At 58.0% G+C, this 19,036-nt stretch carries 18 protein-coding genes; 15 read left to right on the plus strand and 3 right to left on the minus strand.

The window, feature by feature from the left end:
* The first annotated feature begins 18 nt into the window (after positions 1 to 18).
* The 6 genes from pafA to Q0X21_RS00145 all read left to right on the plus strand — a co-directional run bounded on the left by pafA (position 19) and on the right by Q0X21_RS00145 (position 7,553).
* Positions 19 to 1,413, plus strand: coding sequence for a Pup--protein ligase (pafA, locus tag Q0X21_RS00120; protein WP_297849790.1), 1,395 nt, complete (start codon positions 19 to 21; stop codon positions 1,411 to 1,413).
* Entirely contained in the window at positions 1,406 to 2,338 is a 933-nt protein-coding gene (locus Q0X21_RS00125; RefSeq protein WP_297849665.1) for a YafY family protein, read from the plus strand. The genes pafA and Q0X21_RS00125 overlap by 8 nt, the downstream gene beginning before the upstream one ends.
* A 4-nt stretch (positions 2,339 to 2,342) precedes the next feature.
* A complete protein-coding gene (locus Q0X21_RS00130) occupies positions 2,343 to 3,299 on the plus strand; it encodes a YafY family protein (protein WP_297849666.1) in 957 nt (318 codons plus the stop codon).
* 61 nt (positions 3,300 to 3,360) lie between these two features.
* Positions 3,361 to 3,696: a Sec-independent protein translocase subunit TatA gene (gene tatA, locus Q0X21_RS00135; RefSeq protein ID WP_297849667.1), complete on the plus strand. Its 336-nt coding sequence runs from the start codon at positions 3,361 to 3,363 to the stop codon at positions 3,694 to 3,696.
* A 97-nt stretch (positions 3,697 to 3,793) separates the two neighbouring features.
* Positions 3,794 to 4,780 carry a twin-arginine translocase subunit TatC gene (tatC, locus tag Q0X21_RS00140; RefSeq protein WP_297849668.1) on the plus strand — a complete coding sequence of 329 codons (987 nt, stop codon included), beginning with the start codon at positions 3,794 to 3,796 and terminating at the stop codon, positions 4,778 to 4,780.
* Positions 4,781 to 4,793: 13 nt separating this feature from the next.
* The gene (locus tag Q0X21_RS00145; RefSeq protein ID WP_297849669.1) at positions 4,794 to 7,553 is read left to right on the plus strand and encodes an RNA helicase; all 2,760 of its coding nucleotides are present in this window, start codon (positions 4,794 to 4,796) and stop codon (positions 7,551 to 7,553) included.
* On the opposite strand, the gene Q0X21_RS00150 is transcribed toward Q0X21_RS00145, so the two are convergent.
* Complete coding sequence (locus Q0X21_RS00150) at positions 7,550 to 8,113, minus strand: serine protease (RefSeq protein ID WP_297849670.1); 564 nt, start codon at positions 8,111 to 8,113, stop codon at positions 7,550 to 7,552. The genes Q0X21_RS00145 and Q0X21_RS00150 overlap by 4 nt on opposite strands.
* A 39-nt stretch (positions 8,114 to 8,152) precedes the next feature.
* On the opposite strand from Q0X21_RS00150, the gene Q0X21_RS00155 reads away from it, so the two are divergent.
* Genes Q0X21_RS00155 through Q0X21_RS00175 form a run of 5 tightly spaced genes read left to right on the plus strand, consistent with a single transcriptional unit; the run spans position 8,153 to position 13,135 of the window.
* Positions 8,153 to 9,274, plus strand: a complete 1,122-nt coding sequence (locus tag Q0X21_RS00155; RefSeq protein WP_297849671.1) for a Xaa-Pro peptidase family protein — start codon at positions 8,153 to 8,155, stop codon at positions 9,272 to 9,274.
* 25 nt (positions 9,275 to 9,299) lie between these two features.
* Positions 9,300 to 10,043 carry an SDR family oxidoreductase gene (locus tag Q0X21_RS00160; protein WP_297849672.1) on the plus strand — a complete coding sequence of 248 codons (744 nt, stop codon included), beginning with the start codon at positions 9,300 to 9,302 and terminating at the stop codon, positions 10,041 to 10,043.
* Positions 10,044 to 10,071: 28 nt separating this feature from the next.
* Positions 10,072 to 10,581, plus strand: coding sequence for an FxsA family protein (locus Q0X21_RS00165; protein ID WP_297849673.1), 510 nt, complete (start codon positions 10,072 to 10,074; stop codon positions 10,579 to 10,581).
* Positions 10,578 to 12,170, plus strand: coding sequence for an apolipoprotein N-acyltransferase (lnt, locus tag Q0X21_RS00170; RefSeq protein ID WP_297849674.1), 1,593 nt, complete (start codon positions 10,578 to 10,580; stop codon positions 12,168 to 12,170). Before Q0X21_RS00165 ends, lnt begins: the two co-directional genes overlap by 4 nt.
* A 59-nt stretch (positions 12,171 to 12,229) precedes the next feature.
* Entirely contained in the window at positions 12,230 to 13,135 is a 906-nt protein-coding gene (locus Q0X21_RS00175; RefSeq protein ID WP_297849675.1) for a polyprenol monophosphomannose synthase, read from the plus strand.
* 65 nt (positions 13,136 to 13,200) lie between these two features.
* On the opposite strand, the gene Q0X21_RS00180 is transcribed toward Q0X21_RS00175, so the two are convergent.
* On the minus strand, positions 13,201 to 13,584 hold the full coding sequence (locus Q0X21_RS00180) for an RNA polymerase-binding protein RbpA (protein WP_297849676.1): 384 nt from the start codon (positions 13,582 to 13,584) through the stop codon (positions 13,201 to 13,203).
* A gap of 113 nt (positions 13,585 to 13,697) precedes the next feature.
* Here Q0X21_RS00180 and Q0X21_RS00185 point away from each other — a divergent pair, with 113 nt between their 5' ends.
* Positions 13,698 to 14,018 (plus strand): hypothetical protein, encoded by a 321-nt coding sequence (locus tag Q0X21_RS00185; protein ID WP_297849677.1) that lies wholly within the window; start codon positions 13,698 to 13,700, stop codon positions 14,016 to 14,018.
* A gap of 60 nt (positions 14,019 to 14,078) precedes the next feature.
* Positions 14,079 to 14,777 (plus strand): YceI family protein, encoded by a 699-nt coding sequence (locus tag Q0X21_RS00190; protein WP_297849678.1) that lies wholly within the window; start codon positions 14,079 to 14,081, stop codon positions 14,775 to 14,777.
* 155 nt (positions 14,778 to 14,932) lie between these two features.
* On the opposite strand, the gene Q0X21_RS00195 is transcribed toward Q0X21_RS00190, so the two are convergent.
* Positions 14,933 to 16,249 carry a class I SAM-dependent methyltransferase gene (locus tag Q0X21_RS00195; protein WP_297849679.1) on the minus strand — a complete coding sequence of 439 codons (1,317 nt, stop codon included), beginning with the start codon at positions 16,247 to 16,249 and terminating at the stop codon, positions 14,933 to 14,935.
* A gap of 121 nt (positions 16,250 to 16,370) precedes the next feature.
* On the opposite strand from Q0X21_RS00195, the gene Q0X21_RS00200 reads away from it, so the two are divergent.
* Positions 16,371 to 17,771 carry an NAD(P)/FAD-dependent oxidoreductase gene (locus Q0X21_RS00200; protein WP_297849680.1) on the plus strand — a complete coding sequence of 467 codons (1,401 nt, stop codon included), beginning with the start codon at positions 16,371 to 16,373 and terminating at the stop codon, positions 17,769 to 17,771.
* A gap of 167 nt (positions 17,772 to 17,938) precedes the next feature.
* Positions 17,939 to 19,018 carry a magnesium and cobalt transport protein CorA gene (locus tag Q0X21_RS00205; protein WP_297849681.1) on the plus strand — a complete coding sequence of 360 codons (1,080 nt, stop codon included), beginning with the start codon at positions 17,939 to 17,941 and terminating at the stop codon, positions 19,016 to 19,018.
* Positions 19,019 to 19,036: the final 18 nt, after the last annotated feature.

Here is a 19,036-nt window from a genome sequence, read left to right on the forward strand (position 1 = left end):
GTTTATCCACGCCGCATCATGGGCGTGGAGACGGAATTCGGGCTGACAGCTACGCGCGATGGCGCACCTGTTTTGCGTCCGGAAGAGATCGCGCGCTACCTGTTCCGTCCTGTGGTCACTCAGTACAAGAGCACGAATATCTTCACGGAGAATGCCGCTCGGCTCTATCTGGATGTCGGCGCACATCCGGAATACGCCACGGCGGAGTGCGATTCGTTGACCCAGCTGCTCAACCACGACAAGGCTGGCGAGCTGCTGTTTAACGACATGGCGGTGCAAGCGCAGGAGGCACTGGCCTCCGAAGGCATCGGTGGTGATGTCTACCTGTTCAAAAACAATGTGGACTCTGCCGGGAATTCTTATGGCACGCATGAGAACTACCTGATTAGTCGTGAGCTGTCGCTGAAACACTTCGGTAAACGCCTTTTGCCGTTCCTGATCACGCGTCAGCTGCTGTGTGGTGCAGGAATGATCAATAAGGACGGCCAGTTTGTGCTGTCTCAGCGTGCTGATCAGGTGTGGGAAGGTGTGTCTTCGGCGACGACGAGGACACGACCGATCATCAATACCCGTGATGAACCGCATGGTGATTCGAGCCGTTTCCGCCGCATGCACGTCATCGTTGGCGACTCGAATATGGCGGAGCCGACATTTGCACTGAAGGTGGGCTCCACCCAGCTGGTCATTGAGATGCTCGAAGCCGACTGGGAGATGCCGGCCTTTGATGTAGCTGATCCGATCGAGCACATCAAGGAAATCGCACTCGACCCGTCTGGTCAGACTCCACTCACGCTCAAAGATGGTTCCACGGTCACTGCCCTCGAAGTACAGCAGGCTATCTACGCCGCTGCTGAAAAGTGGCTTGCGCAGCGTCCCGATGAGGGCACCCCGAATGAAGAGCTAGCCCAGGTGGTTGAGCTATGGGGACGGGTGCTGGGGTGCGTCGAAAAGCAAGATTTCAGTGCTGTCGCAACCGAGATTGACTGGGTGATCAAGCGCGACTTGTTGGAGCGCTACCGTGCGCGTTTGGGTGGTGATTGGAAGCATCCGAAGCTCGCACAGATTGACCTTGCGTATCACGACATCAACCGCGACCGTGGCTTGTTCTATCTCCTGCAGCGCAAGGGCATGGTGAAGCGGTGGACCACTGATGAGGCGATCGCTGAAGCTGCTGTAACCGCCCCGCAGACGACTCGTGCGGCGCTGCGTGCGAAATTCCTCGCGCGTGCCCGCGAGCTCGGTGCCCGCTACACGGTGGATTGGGTGCATTTGAAGGTGGACCGCCCGGAGCCACAGACGGTTGATCTGCAGGATCCTTTCGCGACGTCCGACGAGCGCGTAGATGATCTGCTTAGCTATATGGAAGCGCACCGTGATCATTTGAATGATGCACCAGGAGGGATTCGTGGCTGAGCAGACCGGCGTTGTCGAGAGGTTGACTAATCTGACCTTCGCTTTGCTCGGTTCCACAAAACCTCGTGAATATGAGTGGGTGCGCGACCATGTTGAGGGATATAAGGACCGCACCGATATCGCTTTGACCAGGATGCTTAACCGTGACGTGCGTTCGCTGCGTCGCGCTGGGGTTCCTGCCCGGATGGAAAATGGTCTGCTCTGGGTGGATAAGGATATCTACGAGCTCCCCCCGATCTCTTTCACTGACGAGGAAGCCTTCGTGCTGGGTCTTGCTGGTGATCTTGGTACCGCCGGAAGTCTCGGCGCTTTTGCGCGCTCAGGATGGACGAAGATCGCTGCGGGTGGTGCGACCCGCACCTTTGATGCGCCACCGATTTCGGCCCTGGACAACGATATTTCGCGTCTGGATGCAGATATCGTCACCGCCGTAACCGCCTGCGTCCGCTCGAATACGCGCATGCGTTTCACGTACCGTCCGTCGCCCTTTGCTCAGACGCAGACACGCACGATGGATCCGTGGGGAATCATCGCACTAAATAATCGCGCATATGTCGTCGGCTACGACGTCGAACGCGATGCTGAACGCAGCTTCCGCGCTGTTCGGGTGAGCGATGTCCGGAAAGTGCAGGCTCACGATTTCCACCAGCCCGACCGGCCTTTACAGGAGGTCGTCGAGGATTCGCTCCGTGGACCGACGGTTGATGCAGTTGTTTCCGTTGACCAAGGAACAGCCCACGAGCTGACTTCAGCGGGCACAGTGCGTGAAGATGGCCGCGTCCAACTCCACAATGTCGAACGAGATTGGTTGGTGCGCACAGCGGCGAGCTTTGCGCCTTTCGCCGTGGTCGAAGAACCCGAGGATGTGCGTGCAGATGTAGCTGCGCTCCTGCGCGCTGCCGCAGAAAATGGGGAAGGGGAGTAGACAGATGGCCGGAGCACGCAAGGACAGCCCCGAGAAGCTCGCCGCTCTAGTGCGCGCACTGAATCTCATTCCGTATGTTCACCAGCACCCGCATGCCACGCCGATGGAGATTGCCCGCGATTTAGGCCACAGTCCGGCAGAGGTGATGGAGGATCTGCGGCGCCTGCAGATGTCCGGGGTGGGCAATGGTCCAGGTGAGTTGATTGATTTGGCAGCAGAATGGACCGGCGTCACTGTCATCGATGATCAGGGGCTGAACAGGCCGTTGCGTCTGACGCCGACCGAGGCGAACGCACTGTTGCTCACTTTGGAGTCTTTGGAGACTATGCCAGGGCTTGTGGATCAAAGCGCTGTGACGTCGGCCGCGCAGAAACTCCGCGAGGTTATGCGCACGGGCGTGCCGGACGCGGAACATCCGCAAACAACAGGCCCGGCTGAGGTGATATCGCAAGCATTGGCGCAGCGTCGGATGCTGGAGCTGACGTATTATTCAGCAACCTCGGACACGTTGCGTACCCGCAAGGTTTCCCCAGTCGGGCTATTCCACCGCGACGGAAACACGTATCTCTCGGCATTCGAGGACGGTGCTGCAAAGACCTTCCGCTTCGATCGCATCAATAAAGCAACGCTTCTCGACGCCCCGTCCACCCCCGCCGATCAGACCCCGTACGACGTTGATGATCCATTTGGGTTCCGACAAGCTAATGTCGCCAAACTGCGGGTTAAGAAGGACGCGACATGGTTGGCGGATTACTGGCAGATTGATATTGATGAGGCCAGCACACAGTCCAACGGCACCTCAGAAAGCGAATGGGTGACCGCGTCGATGCCGTATGGCTCCGATGATTGGCTGATCCGTTTCTGTCTCAGCCAAGCTGATCGTGTCCAGGTAGTTTCACCTTCGCACATCGCCGAGAAGATTGTCGCTCGCAGTAATGCGGCGCTTGGACGTTATGCTTAGTGTTTAATTAATGCGCATCACGCTCAGTTGAGCGAGAACCTCTTCTTTGAAAGGAACTCCAATGCCGAATCTTGGCCCAATGGAAATCCTCCTGATCGTCTTCGTTGTCCTGCTGCTCTTTGGCTCTGCCAAGCTGCCGGACCTGGCTCGTTCTGTCGGGCGGTCGGCACGCATCTTCAAGTCTGAGGTCAACGAGATGCAGAAGGACGGCAAGAAGGGTGATTCTGCTGCCGCTGCGGCAGACGAGACTGCGCAGCAGAACGTCGCACCGCAGCGCGAGATCACCTCTGGCCAGCAGGGCGAGGGCACTGCATGGCAGAAGACGGCTGAGCAGAGCTTCTGGAACCAGCCGCAGAACCAGCAGAACCCACAGCCGGGTTCGAACCCGAACGCTTAAACCCTGGCCCGCATAAGTGACTGTGGGACAAAACATCGAGGGACAACGCCCGAAGAGACAGGGTAAGTCGCGCCGGCGACGTGATCCGGAAGGAATTATGAGCCTGACGGAGCACCTCCAGGAGCTCCGTCGCCGCGTGATCATTTCCTTGCTGGCTGTCCTTGGCGGAACGATCCTTGGGTTCATTTGGTACCAGTGGGCACCTGGTTCGGTCATGCCCCTGGGTGAAATCATTCGCCGGCCGTATTGTTCGCTGCCGGAAGAGCTGCGTGCGGATCTCACATCGGATGGTTCATGTCGCCTGATTGCGACAACACCGTTTGAAATGTTCATGCTCCGTTTGAAGGTCGGCTTCTTGGCAGGCTTGGTCTTCTCCTCACCGGTGTGGCTGTTGCAGATCTGGTCGTTCATTACCCCTGGTCTGCACAAGAATGAGCGACGTTGGACGCTGAGCTTTGTCACGTGCGCTGTGACGCTTTTCGTCGCTGGCGCGGTTCTGGCGTATTTCATCGTTGACCAGGGCCTCCACGTGCTGATGTCGATTGGTCGGGAGTACCAGATCGCGGCGCTTTCAGGTGGGCAGTACTACAGCTTCGTTCTCGCGCTCATCGTGATCTTTGGTGTCAGCTTCGAGGTCCCGCTCGTGATCATCATGCTGAATCTTGCTGGGCTTTTGCAGTATGAGCAGGTCAAGGACAAGCGCCGGATTATCATCGTGGTGCTGTTCATTTTCGCGGCGTTCATGACTCCGGGCCAGGACCCGTTCTCCATGGTCGTTCTCGCATTGTCGTTGACGCTTCTTGTGGAGCTGGCGTTCCAGTTCTGCCGTATCCACGACAAACGGCAAGCCAAGCGAGGCAACGAGTGGGCATCGCTTGACGACGATGAGGCGTCCGGCCCCATCGCAGCCCCCACCCCTGTTGGCGCTGCATCAGGCATCGGCGCGACCGCTCCGATTCAAGATGCACCCACAGTGAGTGCACCAGGGCCGATTGGGGCACCGCAGGAGCGAAATAGGGGAAACGGTGGGGCGTCGATAAGCGAACGCGCTGATATGCCGAACTTCTTCGACGACGTGCTCTAACACTTCAGTTAGGGTGGTGTGCATGCACCTCGATGAGTTCCGCGCGAGCAAACCTTTTCCCCTCGATGATTTTCAGATCGAGGCGTGCGAAGCCGTCGAAGCCGATCGTGGCGTTCTTGTCTGTGCACCCACAGGGTCGGGTAAGACCGTGGTCGGCGAGTTTGCTGTATCGCTCGCGCTGTCACGTGGCACAAAGTGTTTCTACACCACCCCGATTAAGGCTTTAAGCAACCAGAAGTACCACGACCTGGTTGCAGAACATGGCGAGGATGCTGTCGGTCTGCTCACGGGCGATACGAGCATTAATGGCAATGCGGAGATCGTGGTGATGACCACCGAGGTCTTGCGCAACATGATCTATGCGGAATCGCCTGCACTTGATCGGCTTTCACACGTGGTCATGGATGAAATCCACTATCTCGCTGACCGTGACCGCGGTGCGGTGTGGGAAGAGATCATCCTCAACCTGGCGGAATCTGCGCGCATCATTGGGCTTTCCGCAACTGTGTCGAATTCGGAAGAATTCGGTGAGTGGCTCGATGAGGTCCGTGGTGATACCGCCGTGATCGTGTCTGAAAAGCGCCCCGTTCCTTTGAATCAGTTCATGATGGTGCAGCGCAAGATTATGCCGCTGTTTGAGCCTGGTACCGACGAGGTGAACCGCGATCTTGAACGCGCCATTGAACGGATCGAAACCGGCGCAGATGAAGGCCGCCGCGACTTCGAGGAAGGCCGAGGCTTCAGGTCTCGTTCGCGCGGCGCGCACCGTAGTGGGGACCGTCGCCCGCAAGATCGTGTGCGCCCTGTTGGACGGCCGGAAGTCGTTGAAGCTCTCAAGGGACGCGACATGCTTCCCGCGATCGTGTTCATCTTTTCGCGTGCTGGTTGCGATGGCGCGCTTTTCCAATGCCTGCGCTCCCGCAAGGAATTGACCACGCACGAAGAAGCTGAACGCATCCGTCAGATCGCCGATGAGGGAGTGGAGGGCATCCCCGAAGAAGACCTCGAAGTGCTCAATTTCCGCCAGCTGCGCACCGCGTGGTCTCGTGGTTTCGCTGCGCACCACGCAGGTATGCTGCCGGCATTCAAGCACATCGTGGAGCAGCTGTTCGTTGAAGGGCTTGTGCGCGTTGTCTTCGCCACGGAGACACTTGCGCTCGGCATTAATATGCCTGCACGCACGGTCGTGCTGGAGAAGATGGTCAAATTCAACGGCGACGCCCATGTGGATCTCACTCCGGGGCAATACACACAGCTCACTGGGCGTGCTGGTCGCCGCGGGATCGACACGATTGGCAATGCCGTCGTGCAGTGGGCACCCGCGATGGATCCGCGTCAGGTCGCAGGACTTGCCTCCACGCGTACGTATCCCCTGATCTCTCTATTCACTCCGGGTTACAACATGGCGATCAACATGTTGCAGATGAACGGCTTTGACGACTCCATCCGTCTGATTGAGAAGTCTTTCGCCCAGTTCCAGACTGACCGCAGTGTGGTTGGGGAAGTGCGCAAGATTGAACGCCAGAAGAATATCGTGGACAAACTCCGTGACGAACTCGATGCGGCGGTAGAGGAGCTCGGCTTCGGTGAGGCCGACGACGATATTGCTGGTCTGCTCGTTGACTACACGGGCCTGCGTCGCGACTTGGCTGATGAAGAGAAGAAAGCCAAGAAGAATTCAATCGACGAGCGGCACAAAGAGATCCAGAAGGTCCTCGGCCGGCTTCAGGTCGGTGAGGTGATCGCTTTGCCGTCGAAGCGCCGCCCAGAGCTCGCTGCCGTGGTGGCACCCGCTGGGCGTAAGGACGATCCGCGCCCGTGGATCACTACGGAGCGTGGATGGTCCGGCCGCATCGACGCCGCATCTTTCGGGAACGCTCCCGTCGTCGTCGGTCGGATCAAGGTCCCGCGCGATATCACGCACAAACCACGCCGCCACACACGCAGGGTCGTGCAAGAACTCCACCGTGGTCATTTCAAGACGCCGAAGAATTTGAAGGAGAAAGCGAGGACGCGGACGTCGAAAAGCGTGCTAAAGCTTCGCGATGCCATCCGTGCCCACCCCGTCCACTCCTGGCCTGCAGCTGACCGTGAGCGGCTGGCGCGGATCGGGGAAGATTTGGTGCGGGAGGAACGCGCGCTCGATAAGGCGCAGGCAAGCGTGGACACCCAGACTGACACCCTCGGCCGCATGTTTGAGCGCATCATTGGGTTGCTCACGGAGATGGACTACGTCGAGCTTGTCGACGGCGAACCCACCGTCACCGACGAAGGTGAACGCCTCGCGCGGATCCATAATGTGTCGGACTTGCTGGTCGCGCAGTGTTTGAAGCGTGGCATTTGGGATGAGCTCGATCCTGCGGAACTCGCTGGCGTGGCGTCGATGTGCGTGTTCGAAAACCGCAAAGCGACGGGCGGTTATCCTGAGGCCGCTACGGATCGCATGGCTGATGCGATGAATGCGACGCAGCGCATCTACGGCGAGCTGGCCAGCGATGAGCAACGCCATCGCCTCCCACCGACCAATATCCCGGATCCGGGCTTCGCACTGTCTCTTCACCAGTGGGCCGCTGGCGCGCCGTTGGGTTATGCGTTGGCTGCCGCCGCTGAATCTGGTGCAGAGCTCACCCCCGGTGATTTCGTGCGCTGGTGCCGCCAAGTCATTGATCTGCTCGAACAGATCGTGCAGACCGGCTACACCGACGAGATCAAGCACAACGCTCGCCGCGCGGTTGAGGCGATCCGACGTGGCGTGGTGGCGATCGGAAACTAGCGCGCCTGCAACTCTTCCACCAATGCTTGTGGCAGAAGGTTCACCATCGCCAGGTGTGTGTTCCACCCAAACGGATCGACGATGAGCGACTGAATTCCGACGATTTTTCCGTCCGCCAGTACCGGTCCACCGGAATCGCCTTTTCGGGCCGGTCTGCGGTTGAACACGATTCCTGCTGGTCTGACAAGTGAACCGGTGCGCGAGATGGCGATGGGCAGAGGAATGATCAGGTGCCCATCACGTGCCTGGATTCTCCGTGCACGACCGCCGAAACCGAACGTCACTGTGGGCGTACCTGGCCTAGGGATCGCGCTTGCGAGTGAAGGAAATCGAGCATTTTTTAAGTGCTCAAATGGTCGGATCCGGACAATCGCGATGTCTGTTCCAGCGATGTGTTCGACGGCAGTGATCGTCCTGATCTGATTTCCAGCGCGCGCGGTGGCATTGGCTGCATGGTCGCGAAAGAAGTGGTGGCAGGTCAATACCGTGTCCGGGGCGAGCAACGTACCGCTGCAATATGCGCCGCGAGCGGCGATGCGAACGAGCACGTCAGGAAACATGCACCCGATGGTAGGCGGAGGCGTTCTACGATGAATGGCATGACTGAACGAAACGGTTCTGCAGCCTTGCCCGTGACTTTCCCGCCGGCTATCTACCGCCAGCGACTGAGCCGTGTCCAGGCGCTTGTCCATGAGCGTGGGCTCGGTGGGGCGATTATCGGTACCGGGGCTGAACTGGCGTATCTGACCGGCTCGTGGACGTCGTCTCATGAACGGTTGACCGCGCTGGTCGTGCCACCAGCGGGGGACATCCGTCTTCTGGCTCCCACTACTGATGCCACAGCGCTTGGGCCTGTAGCTGAAGAAATCGGCATCCAACTGTCTACCTGGCGTGACGGCGAGAACCCATATGTACTCGCAGAAAAAGTCTGTGGCAGTGGCCGCATCGCTGTTGGGTCCTCGTTGACCGCAGATCATGTTCTACGCCTGCAAGAAGTCGCTGGGGACGTAGTGCTCGCTACCGACGTTCTCGCGGAAGCATTCATGGTCAAGGGGACAGAAGAGATTGAACAGCTCGCATTCGCTGCAGCGGCGATCGACCGTGTTCATGACCAGGTGCCTGATCTGCTTCAGGCTGGCCGAACGGAACGTGAGGTCGCGGCAGACCTGGATGAATTGATTCTTCGCGAGCACTCTCGCACAGATTTCATCATCGTTGGTTCGGGACCACATGGGGCAGACCCGCACCATGACTTCTCTGACCGAGTGCTCGAGGAAGGCGTCCCGGTGGTGGTGGATATCGGTGGCACCGTCGGTGCGGGTTATCACTCGGATTGCACGCGCACATTCGTCGTGGGCGGTAAAGAGAAAGCTTCAGCTGAGTTTTCGCGTGCTTATGACGAACTGCGCCGTGCACAGGCTGATGCTGTGGCGGCAGCCCGACCAGGAATGACGGCTGGAGACCTTGATGCGGTTGCACGCGGGCGGATCAATGAGGCAGGTTACGGTACCTATTTCACCCATCGTCTTGGGCACGGCATTGGGCTTGGGCTGCACGAAGAACCTTTCATCATTGCCCGCAGCGAGATGGTCCTTCAGCCCGGAATGGTCTTTTCTATCGAGCCGGGCATCTACATTCCTGGGAAGTGGGGCATGCGGATTGAGGACATCGTTGTTCTGGAGGATGGCGGCGCGCGGAGTTTGAACGCAACGCCGAAATAGAGCTCGAAAGATAGAGTTAACCAGCATGACTTCGAAAGACCACGACTCATCAACGGTTTTGCTGCTTGGCGGCACCAGTGACATTGGCGGGGAGATCGCTGAGCGGATCTGCAATGGCCATAACGTGGTGCTCGCGGCACGGAATGTGGGGGCGCTGGGGGACGTCGAAAAGCGAATGCGTGACGCTGGTGCTTTGAGTGTCCGTGCGGTCAAATTCGATGCTGTGAACCTGGATTCACACCGCGAAGTGGTGGAAGAAGTCGCGAAATCAGGGCCGATCACCGCCGCGATCGTGGCTTTCGGGATCTTGGGCGACCAAGCGCGCGCGGAGCACGATGAGGCACATGCCGCGCAGATCGCCCTTGTCGATTACGCAGCACAAGTGAGCATGCTGACAGTGCTTGCCGACGTCATGGATTCCGGCCACATTTTCGCCTTCTCATCTATTGCTGGCTGGCGTGCCCGGCGAGCCAATTATGTCTACGGCTCCACCAAGGCAGGTCTGGATGCGTTCTGCCAAGGACTCGCTGACCGGTTGCACGGTACTGATCTCTCGCTGATCACCGCGCGCCCGGGATTCGTGATCGGATCGATGACTGAAGGCATGAAGCCAGCCCCTCTTTCAGTCACCCCCGACCAGGTCGCCGATGCTGTCGTGGGAGCAATGGGGAAGGGGAGCCGCACCATTTGGATCCCACGCGCATTGCAGCTTCTCGCGTGGGTGATGCGCTGTGTTCCGCGCCCCATCTGGCGTCGCATGCCACGTTGAGAGCTTTCGGGCAGGTAGTCTGTGCCTCATGCCTCTACTCGCGTATTTCCTCATTGAAGCCCTCGCGTTTTGGGGAGTGAGCCAGCTCATCGGCGTCGGTTGGGCCCTCGTCGGTATTTTCGCGCTCATGCTCATCGGCGGCCTGACGGCTTCGAGCGCGCTGCGTTCAGAGCTTGAACGTGCTTCTGCTGGCTCCGGCACCGTGGGACAGTTCGCCGGCGGTACAGCATTGGTGGCGGCAGGTTGGGCGCTGGCGATCCTTCCTGGCTATGTCACCTCGATTACCGGTTTGCTGCTTTTGATTCGACCTGTCCGCGAGCTGGTCCGGAAGTCCATGGCTAATTCGTTGCGCAAGCGGATCGAGGACTTCGGCGTACAGGTTTATGAAGCTTCACCAATGACACGCCGTAGCACCTCATATGGCTCTTTCGGCGATAGCAATACCGTGATCGACGTCGAACCTGATCCGAGCGATGAGGATATTGAGAGCTGGTCGCAGCACGCACGCCCGGAGGATTTCGGGGATCCACAGAAATGACGACTGCGCTCAAGGCTGAACCTCAACCCGATTTTTCCGCTCGCGTGTTCATACTCGCCCGAACTCTGCTCGCTGGTCTTGGTGGCGTATTCGTTTATTTCTCTTACGAGCCACACGGTATTGCCGCTGCGGGCATCGCGGGCATCATGCTGTTCTATGTGGCGCTCGCCCCATGGCCGCTTAACGACGACAACCCAGTCCCCAGCCCTTCCGGCAAAGCCGGCGCGCTCATTGGCTTCGTGCATGGCTTCTGTGCCTACGTTCTGTTGCTTCCGTGGGTAGGGGAATTCGTCGGTGCTTTGCCATGGATCGCGTTGTCCATCACGTTGGCTCTCTGGTCTATCGCTACTGGGGTTTTCGGTGTCTTGGTGACCCGCTGGCGCTTAGGCTACATCGCTTTCGCTTTTGTCTACGTCACCGTTGAATTCCTGCTTTCTTCTTTCCCGTTCGGCGGATTCTCCTGGGTGCGTCTTGCTTGGGGCCAGATCAATGGGCCGCTGGCGCATCTAGCGCCGTGGGGTGGGCCAGCATTGATCACTTTCTCCGCATCACTTCTTGGTGCGGCCTTCGGTGCGCTCTTTCTCTCTCTGTTGAGGAGAAAAGCGCACAGTATTCAGTTATCCGGTGCGGTGGCTTCCCTGGTTATTGGTTTAAGCCTGTTGGCTGGATTGGCAGTGAATAAGCCAAGTGCAACCACTGGGGAAGTCACTGTTGCAGCGGTGCAGGGAAATGTTCCCCGCATGGGGCTTGATTTCAACGCTCAGCGTCGCGCTGTGCTGAACAACCATGTGAATGTGACAAAGGAACTCGGGGCAAGTGGTGCGAATGCTGACCTGGTTTTCTGGCCCGAGAATGCTTCAGATGTGAACCCTTTCCGTGACCGGGAAGCACGCGACCTGATCACTGGTGCGGTTCAAGCCGTCGATGCACCAGTTCTCGTGGGAACCTTGACTGTAGATGAGGTCGGGGACCGCAACACGGCGGTCGTTTTCGATCCAGATACTGGCGCAGGGGATATCCACCACAAGCGTTACCTGCAGCCTTTCGGCGAATGGATGCCGATGCGCGACTTCTTCCGTTTGTTCTCCTCCTATGTGGACATGGCGGGTGATTTCAAGCCAGGTAACGGCGATGGAACAGTCCACATGGGCGACCACGTTGTCGGTGTGGCGACCTGTTACGAGGTGGCTTTCGACGCTGCCTACCGCGATGCAGTGAAAGCGGGCGCACAGATCCTGACGACTCCGACGAACAACGCTACTTTCGGCTTCACCGACATGACCTACCAGCAGCTAGCGATGAGCCGGATGCGCGCCATGGAGACTGATAGGGCAGTAGTTGTTGCTGCGACATCTGGTGTCTCAGCGATTGTTCATCCCGACGGTTCTGTGTCGCAGGAAACGGAGATTTTCAAGCCGGGTTATCTCGTCGAAAAGCTTCCGCTGCGTGACTCGACGACGTTTGCCGTGCGCTATGGACAGTTCATCCAGTGGTTGCTGGCGCTCGGTGGTGCTGCAGTGATGCTCACCGCAGGGCTACGTGCACGACGGGGGTATGCTTCAAACAGGAGTCAGGCACCGTCTAACTAGCGGTGTTCTGACAAGGAAAGATTTCATGACCCATTGAGGGCGAACGAAACGGAGACACAGTGGCAGAGAAACCGACCGACTCGACTCTGGTGATCATTCCGACTTACAACGAGGTAGAGAACCTGCCTTTGATCACTGGGCGTGTGCGTGAAGCGACTCCGGATGTGGACATTCTCGTCGTTGACGACAATTCCCCGGACGGCACGGGCGAGAAGGCCGATCAGATGGCGGCAGAGGATAGCCACATCCACGTCATCCACCGTGAAGAGAAGACCGGTCTTCTCGGCGCATACACCGCAGGCTTCAACTGGGGGCTGGAGCGCGACTACGCGGTCCTGTGCCAGATGGATGCAGATGGTTCTCACGCGCCTGAGCAGCTGCCGCGTTTGCTGTCTGCGATTGATGAGGGAGCTGATCTGGTCATTGGTTCCCGCTACGTTGATGGCGGAGAGGCAGTCAATTGGCCAAAGGAGCGTTACCTGTTGTCCAAGCTGGGCAACCTGTACATCTCCCTTGCGCTTGGTGATGACGTTGCAGACATGACGGCTGGCTATCGCGCGTTCCGCCGTGAGGTGCTTGAGACTGTCGATCTGGAGACTTTGTCCAAGAAGGGCTACATCTTCCAGGTTGAGCTCGCTGACCGTGCTGTCCAGGAGGGCTTCGATGTCCGCGAGGTCCCGATCACCTTCGTCGATCGCGAACTGGGTGAATCGAAGCTGGACGCAAGCTTCGCCGGCGAATCTCTCGCTGAGGTGTCCAAGTGGGGCTGGCAACGTCGCTCCAGCCAGGTCGCTGAGGTGGCAAGTGAGCTTGCTCGTCTGGGCCGCTACCAGCTCGATGAGCTCGGTGTGAAGAAGGTTCCGGGTAAGGTTTCCCGCGCGTTCACCATGGCTGGCGACCTCGTCGAGGAAGGCGTCAAGCTGGCGAAGTACGAGCTGAATCGCTCCGTGCAGAACCGCCACTAAGAAGGCAAACTGAAAGCCGGCAGGGAAGTGGCCCTGCCGGCTTCTTTATGTGCAGTTAGCACAGCTTATTTGCTGTTTTCCTGAGCTTCCTTCTGCTCCTTAGCGATGCGTGCGGCGGCACGACGACGCTTACGCAGCTGCTCGAGACGCTCTTCGAGGAGCTCGTCGAGCTCTTCGAGGCTACGGCGTTCACGGAGCATGTCCCAGTGGGTACGCGGTGGCTTGACCGGCTTCGATTCGACGCCTTCACCTTCAACCAGGGTGCCCACCTGACCGTTCTTGCACGGCCATTCTTCGGGAATCTCAGCGTCGTCAGCGAACGGGATCTCAAAGACCTCGCCGTTCGGGGTGCGGTATTTCGCCATCCTGCGCGGCGCAAGATCGTGGTCACGATCAGTTTCGTAGCTTACTGCGCCCATGCGGCTACCACGTAGCACCCGATCAGCCATGCTGTATCTTTCCCTTCGTCGATTATTTGTCGCGAGCCTTGATTATAACGGCCGTGATGTTCAACGTGCCGAACGCGTGGTTTGTTCCACGATGGCTATGATGAACCGCGATCATGAAGCAGCTTATCGACGACACGCCGAAGTGCCAGTACTGCGGTAAGGAAGTCCGCCAGACACCCGGTCGGGGACGGCCACGCAAGTACTGCAGCGACTCTTGCAAACAGCGTGCTTACGAGCAGCGACACCCAGTTTCCACTGGTCAACGCGCTGGGCGTATCATTGAAGGCGATAGTTTGCGAGACAAACTGTTCGAGCTTCGTTGCGCCGCGGAAGACATTGCTACGGCGACGCGCGAGGGCGCTGAGGCCGATGAGATTCAATCTCTATGCGACGAGCTGGTTACCATGGCTAAGAAGCTTGAGAGACTGCAATAAGGCGTCGTCTCAGCGCAGTTTAGGCGCGAGAGTTCATTTTGAAAGCAGAGAGGATTACTCATGCAGACCCGGAAACAGAAACTGATTGTTTTTGGCGGCGTGGCAGTCATTATCATTTTGGCGCTGGTGGCGCTCGTTCCGCTGGCAATCAACTTGCTTTCTCATCCAGGTATCAAGACTGAAGGTATCGATGCGGACGGCGCTAAGCCGGCGTCGACTGATGTTGACGGTACATGGGTGGTGACGAATAAGCCGGGCAAGAATGTGACATCAGCCGGCTTCACATTCCAGGAGCTGCTCCCGGGCGACGAACGGATTACGTCAGGTTCAACTCAAGGTGTCAAGGGCGAAATGTCTATCGAAGGAAGCTCGTTGACTGCCGGCGAGGTGACTGTAGACATGACTAATATCGTCACGGATCGCGATGTCCGAGACGAAAATGTGCGGAGGAAGATCCTTCACACGGAGGAGTACCCGGAAGCGACTTTCGTCCTGACTGAGCCGGCAGACGTCTCGCAGCTGCCAGATGATGGAACTATGGGTTCGGTGACGCTCACGGGCGATCTGACAATCCACGGTGAGACCAATTCCGTGACACAGGAATTCAACGTTCTGCGCACCGGGGACAACGTGATTGTTCACGCCGACATTCCGATCAAGCGCAGTGAATACGGAGTGGAGTCGCCAGAATTTGTCGCGGCGAAGATCGCCGAGGATGGCGAAGTGAATATTCGACTGAAGCTGGAAAAGCAGGATTAGAAGAATGCGACCGAGGAGTGGTCATTGTGGCGCGGGCAGGTAATGCCCGCGTCTTCTTCCTTATCTGCAGTTATCCATTTCTGTCCGATAATGTACATTATGTCAAGTAACGTTCGACGACGTGAGCACAGCTCTTAAAACTCACTCCCCGCCCTTTAGCGGACACCCCGACGATTTCGGTGCGTAAGAGTCAACTGCACCACGTCGAGCATCCCGGCGTGCGCCAGAGCTTCCTTCAAAGCGAGTTGCCACATCCACAGGCGGCGGTACACGACATCGAATCCGTCTGCGGCGGCTTCCCGGAGTTGACTTTGGAAAATGGTTCGCTGGTGCTTGAGCGACAATTCCAAATGGTCCGGAGCATGCGTCTGCGCAATGACTCGCAAGCCACTACGGGAATCGATGATCTTTCGGAGATCATCGACCTTTTGGTACCTAAGGGTCGGCCAAATATATGCGCGTAGCGATTCAAGGGCTGATTCCGCTGTTGGTGTGAGCTTCCCTGTCGACACCACCGTCTGCATGGCAGCACGCCCGGAACGGGCTAACAGGCCGTCGATAAGCGTGAAGTAGTGCGGCCGGAGGTTGACTGGCATGGTTTCGATATATTCTGCTGACACGATCGCGTCGTAGCGTGCCTTGCGGCGTTCCATGCCCCGCGGAAAGTGCTCCACGACGTTGAGGTGTACTGCGTCTTCTACCCCGCCGAGGGTGAGGCGCTCGCGCAAGGCATGCATGATCCCTGGGTCAGTGACGATGGAATCAACCGTGGCGCGCCTGCTAGCTGCGGCGATAGCAATCGCTCCACCTGAATTCGGCGTCTCGGCGACGTGGCTGCCAGGGCGGACCCCTGCGGCGTCGAGAAGCATGCCCACGCTGCGCGCTTGAGCATCAGCCAGGTCGAGCTTCTCCGTTTCAAGTGGCGCACTAAAATTTGTCTCCGAAACAAAATAATTCTTCGGCTCGCGTCCTCTGCCCGCTCCCGGTGAATGCGATGGGACGCTGATGCGCTCCATAGTGGGCACCCCGGTAGCGAAATGCCCGGCGAATGCACTCATTCCGTCGCCTGAGAACTTAGCGACGAGCTCTGCAGGAACCTCGCCCCCACTGAACCTTGCGGCGTGATCGAGCTTCGTTCGCGGATTGTACTCATGAGCAATGAGAGCACTCAGAACACGAACGAGGTCCCCGGGCGTTTCTGTGTGCCACTCTCCTGCCATGTACCCCTCAGCCAGGCCGATCCAGCCGTTTGCCGCAATACGTAGAAAAAGCTCGGCACGATCAACAACTAAATCGGGTGAACCTTCCGGGTCAAGATCTAGACCGGCTTGAGCACACGTGGCAGCAAAGGTTGCCTCCGCACGTCGTGCACGCAAGCTCATGAGGCGACCAGCCGGCAACGAAGCGATATTGGGCCACTGGTCTGCATCAACGTGGCTTAAGTGCATGGGGATCGCGGGGTTGTCGGACACGCCGTCTACCATAGACCGACGGGAGCCCGCCTCATGGGAGCCACGTCGCGCGCACAGAATAAACGGGCGTATGATCTCATGGCGGATAAAGCATGCAATTGCTACAAGGAGAGCTTAAAAATTGTCCGATAAACCATATCGTCCGGCAGGAAACCGTCACCACGTCGTCATTATCGGTTCCGGTTTCGGCGGTCTTTTCGCCGCTCGTGAACTAGATGGTGCTGATGTTGACGTCACGTTGATCAGTCGCACCAACTTCCACCTCTTCCCGCCACTGCTCTACCAGGTGGCAACCGGCCTGCTGTCCACTGGTGAGATCGCTACCTCGACTCGCCAGATTTTGGGCAAGCAGAAGAACACGGACGTTGTTCGTGGCGATGTCACTGACATCAACTTGGACAGCAACACTGTCACCTTTGAGGAAGGCGAGTTCACTCGTACCTACGAGTACGACTCCCTGATCGTTGCTGCAGGTGCTGGCCAGTCCTACTTCGGCAATGACCACTTCGCCGAGTTTGCACCGGGCCTGAAGACTCTGGACAATGCTCTGGAGATCCGTTCCCGCCTGGTCACCGCTTTCGAGCGCGCCGAGGTCGCTGAAGACCCGGCTGAGCGTGAGCGACTGCTCACCTTCGTCATCGTCGGCGCTGGCCCGACCGGCGTTGAGCTCGCTGGTCAGCTCGCCGAAATGGCACACCGCAGCTTCCGTGACGAGTACTCCAATTTCCGGCCGTCGAGCGCCAAGATCATTCTTCTTGATGGCGCACCGCAGGTCCTGCCTCCGTTCGGCAAGCGTCTCGGCCGCAAGGCTCAGCGTGAGCTGGAGAAGATGGGTGTCACCGTTCGTCTGAACGCAATGGTCACCAACATCGACGAGAAGACGGTCACTTACAAGGACATGAAGACCGAGGAAGAGACCACAATCGAGTCCTACACCAAGATCTGGTCCGCTGGTGTCTCCGCTTCCCCGCTGGGCAAGATGGTTGCTGAGCAGGCTGGTCTTGAGGTCGACCGTGCTGGCAAGGTCCCGGTCAACAATGACTTGTCCGTCGGTGAGCACCGAAACGTCTTCGTCGTTGGCGACATGATGAGCCTGAACCGTCTGCCGGGCCTGGCACAGGTAGCTATCCAGTCTGGTGAGTACGCCGCTAAGGCTATTAAGGCTGGTGTGCACGATGGCCAGGAGCCGGATCAGCGTGAGGACTTCGACTACTTCGACAAGGGCTCGATGGCGATCGTGTCCCGCTTCCACGCTGTAGTAAAGATGGGCAAGGTCGAAATCGCTGGCTTCCTCGGCTGGATCATGTGGCTGCTCGTCCACGTTTCCTTCCTGGTATCCAAGCGCAACCGCATCGTCTCCATGTTCACGTGGACGTTGAATGCGCTGACGCCGAAGCGCTACAACCTGCCCACCACTCTGCAGCAGATGCATGCTCGCACTGCCCTGCTGAACCTGGGCAAGGAGTCAGGCGACAACGCTGAGAAGTACCCCGAGCTCCGCGACACCAACGGCGAGAACTAAACCTTCTCTTACCTCTCCCCTTCCAGCAAGGATCGAGCACGATAGAAGCACGGTCGGGGCGTATGATCTGTTTAGTTCAAAGCCGGACTGGCTGGATTCGCCCCAAAGCGGATGCGAAACCACGCTTGGGCTGTTTGATTCCGAGTCTGTGATCGAAGGGGGTCGCAATGTCACCGAAAATTCCTCTGCCCCGCAATAAGGCGAAATCACAGGCGAAGCAGAAACAGGCGCATCGCCCCATTCCAGTGCCAGTAGAACGGTCGGTGGATTTCTGCCGTGTCTTCGTTGAGGGCAAAGCTCTGCCGGGTTCGATGCACTACACCAGCGCGATGGAACGCGTTAAGGAAGCAGCGAACGGCTACGTTTGGCTCTCGCTGCACGAACCGAGTGCGGAGCAAATGGAACGCGTTGCCGAGGAATTCGGCATTCACGATCTAATTGTGGAGGACGCGGTTGCTGCGCACCAGCGCCCCAAGGTGGAGCGTTTCGGCGAGCAGCTGTTTATCGTTATCCGCACGGTTGTTTACCGCGATGACGAAGAAGTGGATGACCTTCGTGAAATCATTTCCACTGGTGAGGTGCAAATGCTGGTGGGCGAAAACTTCGTGATCACCATCCGCCACGATGCGGAGCTGCCCAACCTCACCCAGGAGCTCATTGAAGATCAAGAGATCGCGTCGCTTGGCCCTGCCGCTGTTGCGTGGAAGGTTGCTGACCACATCGTGGAGAATTATATGAAGGTCACTGCCTTTCTCTCCAGCGACGTGGATGAGCTCGAGAACGAAGTATTCACCCCACGTCAGCTGATCAACATCGACAAAATCTACATGTACAAACGTGAGGTTTTGGAGATGCGCCACGCAACTGACCCGCTAGGCCCAGCGCTTCGATCAGGACTTGCGCTGCACAAAGACCTATTGAACAAGCCACTGCGCTCATATCTGCGCGATGTTCAGGACAACGCGATGATTGTCAGCGATAACGTCTCCGCGTTTGATGAGCGGCTTTCTTCGCTTCTCAACGCATCGGTGGCCAAGGTTTCCATGCAGCAGAACTCCGACATGCGCACGATCTCCGCCGTCGTCGGTATGGCAGCGCTGCCGACGATGATCGCCGGTGTTTACGGAATGAACTTTGAGAACATGCCGGAGCTCAGCTTCCAGTACGCCTACCCCATCGTCTTATTGGTGATGTTCGGCTCAATTTTGGGTATGTACTGGTGGTTCCGGAAAAACCACTGGCTCTAGAAGCAGCCAGCGTGGTCT

The sequence above is a fragment of the uncultured Corynebacterium sp. genome, from assembly GCF_947253065.1.
In the GTDB taxonomy this organism is placed as follows: domain Bacteria; phylum Actinomycetota; class Actinomycetes; order Mycobacteriales; family Mycobacteriaceae; genus Corynebacterium.

Bases quoted from the DNA above. Each gene is read 5' to 3' on its own strand.
- pafA (WP_297849790.1), top strand. From the start codon at position 19: ATGGGCGTGGAGACGGAATTCGGGCTGACAGCTACGCGCGATGGCGCA.
- Q0X21_RS00130 (WP_297849666.1), top strand. From the start codon at position 2,343: ATGGCCGGAGCACGCAAGGACAGCCCCGAGAAGCTCGCCGCTCTAGTG.
- tatA (WP_297849667.1), top strand. From the start codon at position 3,361: ATGCCGAATCTTGGCCCAATGGAAATCCTCCTGATCGTCTTCGTTGTC.
- tatC (WP_297849668.1), top strand. From the start codon at position 3,794: ATGAGCCTGACGGAGCACCTCCAGGAGCTCCGTCGCCGCGTGATCATT.
- Q0X21_RS00150 (WP_297849670.1), bottom strand. From the start codon at position 8,113: ATGTTTCCTGACGTGCTCGTTCGCATCGCCGCTCGCGGCGCATATTGC.
- Q0X21_RS00155 (WP_297849671.1), top strand. From the start codon at position 8,153: ATGACTGAACGAAACGGTTCTGCAGCCTTGCCCGTGACTTTCCCGCCG.
- Q0X21_RS00160 (WP_297849672.1), top strand. From the start codon at position 9,300: ATGACTTCGAAAGACCACGACTCATCAACGGTTTTGCTGCTTGGCGGC.
- Q0X21_RS00165 (WP_297849673.1), top strand. From the start codon at position 10,072: ATGCCTCTACTCGCGTATTTCCTCATTGAAGCCCTCGCGTTTTGGGGA.
- lnt (WP_297849674.1), top strand. From the start codon at position 10,578: ATGACGACTGCGCTCAAGGCTGAACCTCAACCCGATTTTTCCGCTCGC.
- Q0X21_RS00180 (WP_297849676.1), bottom strand. From the start codon at position 13,584: ATGGCTGATCGGGTGCTACGTGGTAGCCGCATGGGCGCAGTAAGCTAC.
- Q0X21_RS00185 (WP_297849677.1), top strand. From the start codon at position 13,698: ATGAAGCAGCTTATCGACGACACGCCGAAGTGCCAGTACTGCGGTAAG.
- Q0X21_RS00190 (WP_297849678.1), top strand. From the start codon at position 14,079: ATGCAGACCCGGAAACAGAAACTGATTGTTTTTGGCGGCGTGGCAGTC.
- Q0X21_RS00205 (WP_297849681.1), top strand. From the start codon at position 17,939: ATGTCACCGAAAATTCCTCTGCCCCGCAATAAGGCGAAATCACAGGCG.